The following is an 11,587-nucleotide window of genomic DNA, read 5'->3' on the forward strand; positions in this document are numbered from 1 at the left end:
AAAGTTTGCCAAATCTAGCTTTTACGTTAAGTTGACACCGATGAACTTGTATGCACGACAGCTTAGAAAGATACATTTGTACGCTGATATAATCAATTGATTATTTTGTAAAGATTTTTAAAAGTGGTATGACAATATAACTAGGCAAAGGATGTGAAGAGAAATGAAAGGACTTTGGCTCGAAAATAACCAGTTGGAACTACGCACGGATATACCCATTCCTGAACCACCACAGGGAGAAGCCTTGGTGCGCGTTTTACGTGCGGGTATCTGTAACACTGACATAGAACTACTTAGAGGCTACTATCCTTACACTGGTATTTTAGGGCATGAATTTGTTGGTGTTGTTGAACAAGGGCCAGAACACCTAGTTAACCAACGCGTAGTTGGAGAAATCAACGCTGTTTGTGGGCATTGTCGGTTTTGTCGTAGTGGACAACCAACTCACTGCGAAAATCGCACAGTTCTAGGTATTGTCAACCGAAATGGAGCCTTTGGTGAATATCTCTGTTTGCCAGTGGAGAATTTACATTTAGTACCTGATAATGTGCCAACAGAAATAGCAACATTTACCGAACCTATAGCAGCAGCTTTAGAAATTCAACAGCAAGTGGCATTGCATCAAAATGATCGGGTACTAGTGGTTGGAGATGGCAAATTAGGGCAGTTAGTAGCCCAGACACTTGCCTTAACTGGCTGTGAACTCTTAGCTGTGGGGCGTCATCGAGACAAACTGGCTAATTTAGAGGCGCGGGGGATAAAAACGAGCCTAGCCGACACTGTTATAGATGGATATTTTGATATCTCAGTAGAATGTACTGGCAACCCAGAAGGATTTGCGATCGCCCGCCGCGCCCTACGTCCCCGTGGCACATTAGTGCTTAAAAGTACTTATGCTGGCAACCTTAGCCTAGATGCATCCTCGTTGGTAGTGGATGAAATTACCCTGATCGGCTCCCGTTGTGGGCCCTTTCTCCCAGCCCTCCAGCTACTAGCCACAGGACAAGTTGACGTGCAACCTCTCATTCAGGCTTCGTATCCTCTCATTGAAGGGCTTGCGGCTTTTGAACACGCTCAGAGTCGCGGTGTTTTGAAGATATTGTTAGAGATTGGTCAATAGTGATTGGGCATTGGGCATGGTGAAGAGGATAAGGGTACAAAGAAAATTGGGGACAAGGGGAAAAACTTGTTGAAGCTTCTCACCCCTTGTCCCCTTGTCTCCCTTACTCTCCCCACTACCCAATTAATACAGATAAGGATTCGTCTTTGGTTGATAGTCCAAACAATCGATTGCCTCTTCTGTATTGGCAATAGATGGGCGTACAGTACATTTAAGACGGTAATTGTCGGTAAAAAATTGGCAACCACTACAAGGAATTTGATGCATTTGCTTGGCTGTAGTCACACTATCTCGCGCCGCCGTCCAGAGACTCAAAACAGCCAGAATAGTTACAGTCCAAGCAACAACAAAGCAAATCGGGATTAATAAAGGTTGAATCCCATGAATGAGTAAAGAGATCAGTTGAAACACGATATGTCCTGATACAAACTAGGAGTTAAAGGTATATTAACTCTTAACTCTTAACTCCTAACTTCTCACTATAGAAGTATAAGTTAAACGCCAGCATGACCCAGTGCTAAACCAGTGACAAGCATTCCTAGAACAAGGAACGGTTGGGCGCTGGCTTGATACTTAACATCATTCTTCACGGGGTCACGCAGGAAATACATATCCTGCAAGGTAATTTGCGGAATGATTAAGAGTATTAGTATTGTTGCATACAAATTCTCATGGATGCTGACGAGATAAGCTGCTATCAATCCTTGAAATACATCAATCGTTACTACACAAATCCATGCCGCAGTAGTAATACCAAACATTACGGGTAGTGAATTTAATCCTAGCTGGCGATCGCCTTCTACACTCTTAAAATCATTAACAATGGCAATACCCAATCCAGCCAAGCTGTAGAACATTGTCAAAATCACGATTGTAGAATTGAGATCACCAAATAAAGCGTGTCCTGTAGACCAAGGTAGGGTGATATAGCTTGCACCCAAGGCGTAGCTACCTAGCCAGCCGTTTTGCTTGAGTTTCAGGGGAGGTGCAGAATAAATGTAGGCTATGAAAGAACCGATAATTGCGATCAATGTAATTGTCGGAAATTCATGACCAGACCACATATCCAGCACAAATGCTAAAGCAATGCCAGAAATTAGTAATACCCAAATCTGAATAATTACCTGGGGTAGAGGAATTGCCCCAGAGGGAATTGGGCGATAGGGTTCATTGATGGCATCGATTTCGCGATCATAGTAATCATTGAGGATTTGGGTGTAACCTGTCATCAATGGCCCAGCCAGCAGCATACAGGTTGCTACCTTCAACACATTTTCCAGTGTCCAAGTATAGTTACCAGAAGAAGCCGCACCACAGACTACGCCCCAAATTAGGGGAATCCAAGTAATCGGCTTCATTAGCTGCAAACGAATTTTCCAAATTGAAGTTTCCCCAGATGCTGCACCTTTCATCCCCAGCAATTGCCTAGTTTTCGCAGTGCGATCAGCAGATGCGTTCGCTTTTTCGCTGGAATTATTTACCACTGAGTCTAATACCTCAGCTGGGTTAGGGTCTGGGGTAATGGGAGTTGATTCTGACATAAGGTTTATTAATGAGTTAGAAGTTAGAAGTTAGCAGTTATTAGTTAGGAGTTAGAAGCTATAACTTATTTATTTTTATTCCTAACTCTTCACTCTTAACTTCTAACTTTGTTCGTAACTAACTTAAAACGAAATTATCAAATAATTATTTTGAAACTTTGCTCCAGCAACAGGTCTGCCACTCAGAGCAGGGGGTAAAGGAATATTGCGCCGTTGGTCTCCTGCTTCTACCGTGACTTCTGGCCCATATTGGGTAAGCTTGACTTGCTTTTTGTCAAAACCTGGCAAGAATAAGCGTACTTGACGATTGTGGATGTCTATTTCAATTGGTTTGGGAGCCTGTAACGCTTGTGCTTCAAAGTTAGGTAAGGCGTCTATCAATGGTTGCCAGTCACCTGTTGGCGAGTCGGGAACGACGCTCACAGGTAAGGGTATAAATTCCTCTGACAGGTTAGCGTTTGTCCCAGTAGATACAAGCAGAACACCACCAACAGTTAAACCAATTTGTTGAGAACTTCCCCATAAATAACGAGCATTTGCTACCTCAATTGGATCTCCTGTGGTCACTAAGAAAGCAGCAAGACGCTTGGGATCAGCAAGAGCAACTCTCCCCTTTTCTAAGAAATTATTGACTTGGTTAGTGGGGCCTGCAAAGTTATCTGCTGTCCAGTTGACATTGAAAAAGCTGCTAATGAGCGGCTGAACCAAGGGCGATTCAGTAATTGTTTTCCCCAAATCGGAGTTGACAAACAATTGCCGAAATCGTCGGACATACCAACTGAGAGATTCTGGCAAACCCAATATTCGTAACGTTAAAGAGTCACCCGTGCCATCGTAGACGATCGCATCATATTTGTCACTGGCATCATATTCGCGGATAGCATTGAGGGCTAGAGCGTTATCCATGCCTGGTAAGACTACCAGTTCTTGACCAAAAACATCTTTGAATATGGGCGTACGGAGATATTGCGCCTCAAGTTTCTTTACTTCATCCCAGTTGCGTTCTAGTAATACAGATGCTTGAAACTGAACTACTTGCAAATTGGGAGCGATTTCCTGGGGATCGGCAGCAATGGGAGTACCGAGCAGAATTGACAATGTTGGTTCTGCTTGTCCTGCTAGAAGTACGCGCTTGCCTTGACTTGCCAATAATTTGGCGGCGGCGATCGCAATTTTGGTACGAGCGGTGCCGCCTTTGCCCAAAAATGTCAATATTAGAGCCATTACTTGATTCCTATTATTTTCACCGCCGAGCTTTTCAACTCCAACTTAGCACTCAACAAAGACTCTCAACCTGTGCTTTCAATTTCAGATGCCAAGAAAAACCCGGTTCTGAGTTTTTTACTATTACACAGGTTTGATTTCATCTTCAAAAAACCAAGTGGAAGTATTGTCGTCAAACATTACCACTACGCCGACTCCAGCACCATCGGTGACTTTGTAGCCTTGAATGATACCTACTTGCCCGAGTTTTTTTACAACAGGGGCAGAGACGCGATCGCGCAAACGAAACACTTTAACCTTTTGTCCGATTTCCATGCCTGATTACAATTCAGATAAACCAAGTCTCAGTGTAGCGGAATCCGTGACTCTGCTCTCACAAATTCAGTGGAGATGAGGAAGAAAATTCCGAACTTCTAACTTCTAACTCCTGATCTAACAGCTTAAAATTAAATCAACAACCAAACAGGTACAACGATAATGTTTGTCACAGCGCAACAGCTAGAACAGCAGATGCCTGATGCAACTCGGTTGTTAAGTGATGAGCCAAAGATGAAAACTTTGTTGCATTAGAACAAAAACAGATGCTTTGGCAACGGTTAGCGGAAGATTTGCGATCACTATAAGTTAATCCAGATAGCTTAAGTTAAGCAACAAAGGTAGTAATCATGTATCAAACAGATCCACCCCGTCCGCCACAAGAAACCATGCCTACGATGTATGATTTACCCAGTGAATTAGTAGGGGAATCAGGTTTGCCAGATGAATTTCGCCGCATTCAGGCGGATTTGCTCAGTGAGACTTGTCAGCCTCTAACTTATCCATCTGAGGAGATTTTACTTGCTAGTGACTTGAATCTTTACTATGATCCCCCCATCCTTTGTGGTACAAGCGTCCTGATTGGTAAATGGTTTTAGGATTACCTAGTGCTAGCCAACAGCAAGACCTACGCTTAAGTTACGTCATTTGGCAAGAGGGGGTTGATCCATTTTTAGTAGTTGAATTACTTTCACCAGGTACAGAACAAGAAGACTTAAGAAAAACACTGCCAGAAGTCAACCGACCCCCAACAAAGTGGGAAGTATATGAACACATTTTGCGGGTTCTTTACTATGTTGTCTATGATCGCTATGAAAATCGCTTGCGTGCTTTTCAACTCATAGGTACTCGCTACGAGGCAATATCTTTACCAGATAATCGCTTATGGTTATAGGACTTACGCACACTCTACGAATTCTCAGCGCTATTGGCGTCTTGGCAGTTCGATAAATTAAGCTTTTTAGCAATTTTTGCGTAAGTCCTGGGTTAGAAGAGTTAGAACTAGGATTGGGACTTTGGCAAGGTTCTTATCAACAAACAACAGGTTTGTGGTTGCGTTGGTATAATGCAGCAGGTTGGGTATCAACGGGAGGAGAAAAAGCTAAACAAGAGCGTCAACGGGCTGAACAAGAACGCCAACGGGCTCAACAAGAACCTCAACGGGCTGAACAAGAATATCAACGTGCAGAACGGTTGGCAGAATATTTGCGATCGCAAGGAATTGATCCAGATAGTTTGAGTTAAGCAATAATTAGTCCTTATTTATACTTGTAAAAGCGTATATAACCAGAGAATGGTTGCTCAATAAGATAGTTTTATAGTTGACTTTAATTATTATGTAAATATCGTTTTTTTACACTAATATAGTGAGCGATCACCAACAGTCTGAAAAACTGCATTTCGTTAGCACACATAACCGTAGATTTGTAGAGTGTCTAAGTCCCATAAGCTTCTTTTTATAAGAGGATTCTCGGAACTAATTGATAAATCAACTGGTCTTGCAGAGGTAGTATGTGCTTAGGATTGGAAAAATGACAGTTTATAAATTTTGTATTGGATAAGTAGAAAATATTGTTGTGAAAAAAGCTCTGATTACAGGATTAACTGGACAAGATGGTTCCTATCTTGCCGAACTGCTCCTAGCAAAAGGATACCAAGTATTTGGCTTAGTCCGTCGCTCTAGTTCTAGCAACTTAGATCGCATCAGCCACCTTTCAGGCGACGTCCAAATCCTTTCTGGTGACCTCTTAGATCAATCTTCGTTGATGGATGCGATCGCTCAATCACAACCTGACGAAATCTATAACCTAGCCTCTCAAAGCTACGTTCCCCTATCTTGGACACAACCAGCTCTAACGGCTGAATACACAGCCCTCGGCGTCTCCCGTCTTCTAGAATCAATTCGTCGCTGCAAACTGGATGCCAAATTCTATCAAGCCTCCAGCAGTGAAGTCTTCGGTCAACCCGACGAATCACCCCAAACTGAACTCACTGCCTTCCGTCCCCGTAACCCCTACGGCGCTGCCAAAGCTTACGCCCACTGGATGACTGTCAATTATCGGCAAAAATATAACCTCTACACTTGCTGTGGCATCACCTATACTCACGAATCCCCTAGACGTGGCACAGAATTTGTATTTCGCAAAATCACATCTACAGTTGCCCAAATCAAACTTGGTCTGGCTAATGAACTCAAATTAGGGAATTTAGATGCCCAACGTGACTGGTGCTACGCCAAAGATGCCGTTTACGCCATGTGGTTGATGTTGCAGCAAAAACAACCTGACGACTACATCATTGCCAGCGGTGAAACCCATTCTGTTAAAGAACTTGTGGAATGTGCTTTTAATTACGTTAATTTAAACTGGCAAGACTACGTCTTAGTTGACCCTGCCTTTTATCGGCCTGACGAATCCGTGCAGTTGATTGGTTGCATCGATAAAATCAAAACCAGGATAAGCTGGCAGCCTCAGTACACCTTTAGTCAATTAGTCGAATTAATGGTTGATTACGACCTGAAAAAATTGAACACTTAAATTGCCTAACTTCCTCATGAAAGTGATAGATCATAATTGTTTTGATTTAACAGTGCTTTTTAAAATAAAGTTTTTAATGGTAGGCTAGTGCGACAAAGTACGCTCTAATAGTATAAAATCCGCGAATAACGTGCCTGTCGTGTGTGGTAGTTTTTAATGACAATAATTTCGCTGAAATATAATTCAACTTGGTTGCAAGTGCGGCGCTATTGGGAGTTGCTGTACGTTTTAGTATCGCGTAACCTTAAAGTGCGCTACCGTGGGTCGTTTTTAGGTGTATATTGGTCACTTCTGAACCCCTTAATCATGACTGGCTTCTATACGGCAATTTTTGGCGCGACTTTTGCATCCTATTATGGCAATTCTATAATTAACTATGTATTGGCAGCGTTTACAGGATTAGTGGTCATCAATTTTTTCTCATCTTCCACCTCCCAGGCATTGAGTAGTGTAGTTGGTAATGGCTTACTTCTGAATAAAATTCGTCTGCCAGTTAGCGTTTTTCCTCTATCGATGATTACAGCAAATGTATTTCAGTTTACAGTGGGAACATTGCCCTTACTGGCGGTGATAACTTTTCTTAATTCCAAGAGCCTAGTAAATGTACTGGCGCTGCTGTTTCCATTTTTGGCGCTAGTTTTAGTTTGTACGGGAGTTGGCTTTCTTGTAAGCGCTCTATACGTATTTTTTAGAGATTTACCTTATTTTTATGAGTTAGTTGTATTTGTGATTTGGCTCAGTAGTCCTATATTTTATCCAGCAGCTATTGTACCAAAGCAGGTCAAGCCGTTTCTAGCTTTAAATCCGTTATCCCCAATTATTGAAAGTATACGTCAGATTACATTATCAGGAGCCTCACCAAATTTAGGTTTAATTTGGGGTGCATTACTCAGTGGCATAATTATTTTGTCATTGGGATACGTTTGTTTTCACATGTGGCGACATCAATTTATGGATTTGCTATAGATGGAAGTAATTCGTCTAGATCAAGTTTCGCTGTGGCGACGGACTCAGGAAGAGTTTTCTTACGACCTCAAGAAAACGCTGCTCTCTGTTGTGGAAGGTAAGTATCGCCAGCCAGCAAAAAAATTGGTGATAGATCAAATTAATTTATTAGTAAATTCAGGTGAAAGATTAGGTATTATAGGGGCAAATGGTTCAGGAAAATCAACACTACTCAAATTAATTTGTGGAATTTTACAGCCGACAAATGGCTCAGTGCGGGTAAGGGGTCAAATTGCCCCATTAATTGAACTTGGAGCAGGCTTTGATGCAGAAATTTCCGTCATGGATAATATTGTGCTTTATGGTGTGCTTCTAGGATACTCTAGAGCAGAAATGCTGAATAGAGCGCCTTCAATACTGGAGTTTGCAGAATTGCAGGATTATGCTTTAGTTCCAGTCAAGGGTTTGTCTTCGGGTATGGTAGCACGGCTAGGGTTTGCTATTGCTACTGATGTGCAGCCAGATATTTTGATATTAGATGAAGTTTTATCTGTGGGAGATGAAAGTTTCAAAAATAAAAGTAAGCAAAGAATTGATAGTTTCTGGAATGGCAAAGCAACGATTTTAGTAGTTTCCCATGATTTGAAATTTATCAAACAATCGTGTGAAAAAGCAATTTGGTTAAACAAAGGACAAGTTAAGTTTGCTGGAAAATCTGAAGAAACAGTAGATTTTTATCTGAAAGCAGTGCAATTGGATAGTGAATCTTTATCTAGTTATTAGATGATTATTCCTAAGAACAAAATCTCTAAATTTAAAAATTAAGTCAGACAATTTGTGGAGTCTCAATGAAGATACTGTTGACTGGAGGAGCTGGTTATATCGGTTCAGTACTAACCCCGACTCTATTAGCTAAAGGTTATGAAGTGACTGTATTAGATAACTTCATGTTTCACCAAAATAGTTTAGCTGATTGCTGTCAATATGAAGGCTTTCAAGTAGTGAGAGGTGATTGCAGAGATGAGGATACTATTAAATATCTCCTCAAGGATGCTGATGTCATTATTCCCCTAGCGGCCTTAGTAGGTGCGCCTCTGTGCAAGAATGATAAAATTGCCACTCAAACTATTAACTTTGATGCCGTGAATATGCTCTGCCGTCTAGCTAGCAAAGAACAAAGGATTCTCATGCCAGTAACAAATAGTGGTTATGGCATTGGTGAGTCTGGAATGTTTTGCACTGAAGATACACCTTTGCGCCCAATTTCCCTCTATGGTGTCACTAAAGTAGAGGCTGAAAAGGCAGTATTAGCCAGAGAAAATAGCATTACCTTCAGGCTGGCAACAGTTTTTGGGATGTCTCCTCGCATGAGAGTTGATTTACTAGTGAATGACTTTGTTTACCGAGCTGTACACGACCGAGCCGTAGTAATTTTTGAGGGTCATTTTAAAAGAAATTATATTCATATCCGTGACGTAGCCAAGGTTTTTCTGCATGGTATTAACAATTTTGAACAAATGAAGGGTAAGCCCTACAATGTGGGACTAGATGATGCTAATCTATCAAAATTAGAATTATGTGCTGAAATCAAACAGCACTTACCTAATTTTGTCTATCTTGAAGCCCCCATTGGAGAAGATCCGGACAAACGTGACTATATAGTTTCTAATGCTCGAATTTTGAACACAGGCTTTGAGGCTGATTGGTCTCTTAGTAGGGGAATTAAAGAACTAATTAAAGGCTATACAATCTTGCGTAACAGTCTGTATTCTAACGTCTAACTGAGGAAGTCAATGCCATCTACCCTGAATGATGTCGTAGCTGTAATTTTAGCAGGTGGCTATGGTACAAGAATTAAACACTTACTCGATGGTGTGCCTAAACCTATGGCATCAGTTGCAGGGAAACCTTTTGTAGAATGGGTTGTACGTTATTTAAAAACACAGGGAATCACAAAAGCCATTCTTTCCACAGGTTATCTATCAGAGGTGATAGAACAACATTTCCAAAATCATCCTGTTGATGGAGTACAGACTGTTTGCTGCCCAGAAAAAAGTCCTTTGGGAACAGCTGGAGGTTTCTTAAATGCTGTGCATCAAATCAGAAAATCACCCTTAGCTTGGTTGGTAGTTAATGGTGATTCTTTAGTTTTTGCCGAGTTGACATCATTGACAAAACATCTTCTAAACTCTACAGTCAGTGGTGCAATTGTTGGTTTATCAGTGAGTGATGCTTCACGATATGGTTCCTTGGTTTACAATCAGGTTAATGATTTAGTGAAATTTGCAGAAAAACGTCCAGGTGCTGGGGTAGTGAATGCAGGAGTATACTTGTTGCGTAATTCCTTATTAGAGGAATTTCCTGAAGGTTCGCCTTTAAGCTTTGAAAATGAGGTTTTTCCTTCTTTACTAGCCAAAAATCTTTGTTTAAAAGTAGATGTTATTGATGCTCCTTTCCTAGATATAGGTACTCCTGAGTCTTTTCCAAAAGCTGAATCGTTCATCTTGAATCATTACGCAAAATTAATAGACGAAATATGATTAAACCTTACTTTGTCTTCAAAAATATAATTCCAACTACTGTTAGAACTTTTATTCGAGATTTAGATAGTGCTTATCAGCAAAGACTGAAGGAAATTGAGGTTAAAAATCAGCAGATTCAAGACTTAGAGCAAAATTACACTAATTTACAATCTTCTTATCAGACTCTACAAGCTAGTTATGAACAACTCATGTTAGAACAGCATCATGTCCAAAGTGTTTCTCAGGAAATTACTAAGCTTTACCAAATATTAAGTAGCTCACATCAAAGATTACTAGGATATAGCAATAAAACAATCCAGGTTATTACAGAAAAACCTATCGCTTATGATAGTCCAGACCATATTGAACCTTGGGGGACTAAACATGATAACAGCATTAATTTAAATTTTAACTACAAGCTAGCTAAGTGGATACCATTAAAAGATTTAACAGTGCTAGATTTGGGATGTTCTGGAGGCGGATTTGTTAAATCTATAATCGACTTAGGTTGTTTTGCCGTTGGCATTGAAGGTAGTGATTATTCCAAAATAATAGGAAGGGCTGAATGGTCAACAATACCTAGTAATCTTTTTACAGCAGATGTAACTGAACCCTTCAAAATCTTAGTTAATTCTGAGGATGAAGAAATTAACCACTCCTTTGAATTCACAGTTATAACTGCTTGGGAATTTATAGAACATATTAGTGCTGATAAATTACCAATAGTCTTTCAAAATATCTCATCTCATCTCATAAAGAGTGGCATTGTAATAATGTCAGTGTCTCCAAATGAAGATGTAATTAACGGTGTTAGATTGCATCAAACAGTTGAAAATAAGGAATGGTGGCTTGCAGAGTGTTATCGAAATGGCTTTATTCACCATGAAGAAGTTGTAAAGTATTTCGATAAAGATTTTGTTAGGGGTGAACCAAATGCTCCTAACTCATTTCACCTAATTCTTACAAGAACTGGTGAATCACTTCCTTTATTTAATTTTAATAGATAGTAGAGTTATTAATTAATAAATGTAGTCGGGTATAAGCAAATTTTATAGACATCTGCTCCTCCTAATTAAAGCTAAGAAATTTCTCCTGAAAAATTATCTTAAGTTTATTGGCTAAATCTATGGTGTATTCGGTTTTGAAACTATTACTTCCTCATTATTTACGCACTTTGATGCGTAATTTAGATAGTGCTTATCAGGAAAGACTGAAGGAAATTGATCTTAAAAATCAGCAGATTAAAGAATTACAAAATACATTCCAAGAATCACAGAACCATCTAGTAAAGGAAATTGATCTTAAAAATCAGCAGATTAAAGAATTACAAAATACATTCCAAGAATCACAGAACCATCTAGTAAAGGAAATTGATCTTAAAAA

The 11,587-nt window shown here is 40.2% G+C and carries 12 protein-coding genes and 1 pseudogene; 9 read left to right on the plus strand and 4 right to left on the minus strand.

Annotated elements, in window-relative coordinates:
• Positions 1-163 precede the first annotated feature (163 nt).
• The gene (locus tag V7L20_RS24940; protein WP_334746642.1) at positions 164-1,120 is read left to right on the plus strand and encodes an MDR/zinc-dependent alcohol dehydrogenase-like family protein; all 957 of its coding nucleotides are present in this window, start codon (positions 164-166) and stop codon (positions 1,118-1,120) included.
• 123 nt (positions 1,121-1,243) lie between these two features.
• Here the strand turns inward: V7L20_RS24940 and V7L20_RS24945 are convergent, their stop codons facing one another.
• The 4 genes from V7L20_RS24945 to petP form a co-directional block, all read right to left on the minus strand.
• The gene (locus V7L20_RS24945) at positions 1,244-1,531 is read right to left on the minus strand and encodes a hypothetical protein (RefSeq protein WP_334746643.1); all 288 of its coding nucleotides are present in this window, start codon (positions 1,529-1,531) and stop codon (positions 1,244-1,246) included.
• An 83-nt stretch (positions 1,532-1,614) separates the two neighbouring features.
• Complete coding sequence (gene chlG, locus V7L20_RS24950; protein ID WP_334746644.1) at positions 1,615-2,661, minus strand: chlorophyll synthase ChlG; 1,047 nt, start codon at positions 2,659-2,661, stop codon at positions 1,615-1,617.
• Positions 2,662-2,784: 123 nt separating this feature from the next.
• Positions 2,785-3,885: a Get3/ArsA fold putative tail anchor-mediating ATPase NosAFP gene (locus V7L20_RS24955; protein ID WP_334746645.1), complete on the minus strand. Its 1,101-nt coding sequence runs from the start codon at positions 3,883-3,885 to the stop codon at positions 2,785-2,787.
• 123 nt (positions 3,886-4,008) lie between these two features.
• On the minus strand, positions 4,009-4,200 hold the full coding sequence (gene petP / locus V7L20_RS24960) for a cytochrome b6f subunit PetP (RefSeq protein WP_334746646.1): 192 nt from the start codon (positions 4,198-4,200) through the stop codon (positions 4,009-4,011).
• Between the two features lie 350 nt (positions 4,201-4,550).
• On the opposite strand from petP, the pseudogene V7L20_RS24965 reads away from it, so the two are divergent.
• The 8 genes and pseudogenes from V7L20_RS24965 to V7L20_RS25000 form a co-directional block, all read left to right on the plus strand.
• Positions 4,551-5,445 (plus strand): annotated as a pseudogene (locus V7L20_RS24965) (Uma2 family endonuclease).
• A gap of 326 nt (positions 5,446-5,771) precedes the next feature.
• On the plus strand, positions 5,772-6,737 hold the full coding sequence (locus V7L20_RS24970) for a GDP-mannose 4,6-dehydratase (RefSeq protein WP_334746662.1): 966 nt from the start codon (positions 5,772-5,774) through the stop codon (positions 6,735-6,737).
• A 156-nt stretch (positions 6,738-6,893) separates the two neighbouring features.
• Positions 6,894-7,703, plus strand: a complete 810-nt coding sequence (locus V7L20_RS24975) for an ABC transporter permease (protein ID WP_334746647.1) — start codon at positions 6,894-6,896, stop codon at positions 7,701-7,703.
• Positions 7,704-8,465, plus strand: a complete 762-nt coding sequence (locus tag V7L20_RS24980; protein ID WP_334746648.1) for an ABC transporter ATP-binding protein — start codon at positions 7,704-7,706, stop codon at positions 8,463-8,465.
• Positions 8,466-8,530: 65 nt separating this feature from the next.
• Positions 8,531-9,463 carry an NAD-dependent epimerase/dehydratase family protein gene (locus tag V7L20_RS24985; protein WP_334746649.1) on the plus strand — a complete coding sequence of 311 codons (933 nt, stop codon included), beginning with the start codon at positions 8,531-8,533 and terminating at the stop codon, positions 9,461-9,463.
• Between the two features lie 12 nt (positions 9,464-9,475).
• Positions 9,476-10,222: a sugar phosphate nucleotidyltransferase gene (locus V7L20_RS24990; protein WP_334746650.1), complete on the plus strand. Its 747-nt coding sequence runs from the start codon at positions 9,476-9,478 to the stop codon at positions 10,220-10,222.
• On the plus strand, positions 10,219-11,211 hold the full coding sequence (locus V7L20_RS24995; protein ID WP_334746651.1) for a class I SAM-dependent methyltransferase: 993 nt from the start codon (positions 10,219-10,221) through the stop codon (positions 11,209-11,211). The genes V7L20_RS24990 and V7L20_RS24995 overlap by 4 nt, the downstream gene beginning before the upstream one ends.
• A 134-nt stretch (positions 11,212-11,345) precedes the next feature.
• On the plus strand, positions 11,346-11,587 hold a 242-nt coding region (locus tag V7L20_RS25000; RefSeq protein ID WP_334746652.1), incomplete at its 3' end, for a hypothetical protein.

Source organism: Nostoc sp. (assembly GCF_036916735.1).
Classification (GTDB): Bacteria; Cyanobacteriota; Cyanobacteriia; order Cyanobacteriales; family Nostocaceae; genus Nostoc.

Bases quoted from the DNA above. Each gene is read 5' to 3' on its own strand.
- V7L20_RS24985 (WP_334746649.1), top strand. From the start codon at position 8,531: ATGAAGATACTGTTGACTGGAGGAGCTGGTTATATCGGTTCAGTACTA.
- V7L20_RS24975 (WP_334746647.1), top strand. From the start codon at position 6,894: ATGACAATAATTTCGCTGAAATATAATTCAACTTGGTTGCAAGTGCGG.
- V7L20_RS24995 (WP_334746651.1), top strand. From the start codon at position 10,219: ATGATTAAACCTTACTTTGTCTTCAAAAATATAATTCCAACTACTGTT.
- chlG (WP_334746644.1), bottom strand. From the start codon at position 2,661: ATGTCAGAATCAACTCCCATTACCCCAGACCCTAACCCAGCTGAGGTA.
- V7L20_RS24940 (WP_334746642.1), top strand. From the start codon at position 164: ATGAAAGGACTTTGGCTCGAAAATAACCAGTTGGAACTACGCACGGAT.
- V7L20_RS24955 (WP_334746645.1), bottom strand. From the start codon at position 3,885: ATGGCTCTAATATTGACATTTTTGGGCAAAGGCGGCACCGCTCGTACC.
- V7L20_RS24980 (WP_334746648.1), top strand. From the start codon at position 7,704: ATGGAAGTAATTCGTCTAGATCAAGTTTCGCTGTGGCGACGGACTCAG.
- petP (WP_334746646.1), bottom strand. From the start codon at position 4,200: ATGGAAATCGGACAAAAGGTTAAAGTGTTTCGTTTGCGCGATCGCGTC.
- V7L20_RS24990 (WP_334746650.1), top strand. From the start codon at position 9,476: ATGCCATCTACCCTGAATGATGTCGTAGCTGTAATTTTAGCAGGTGGC.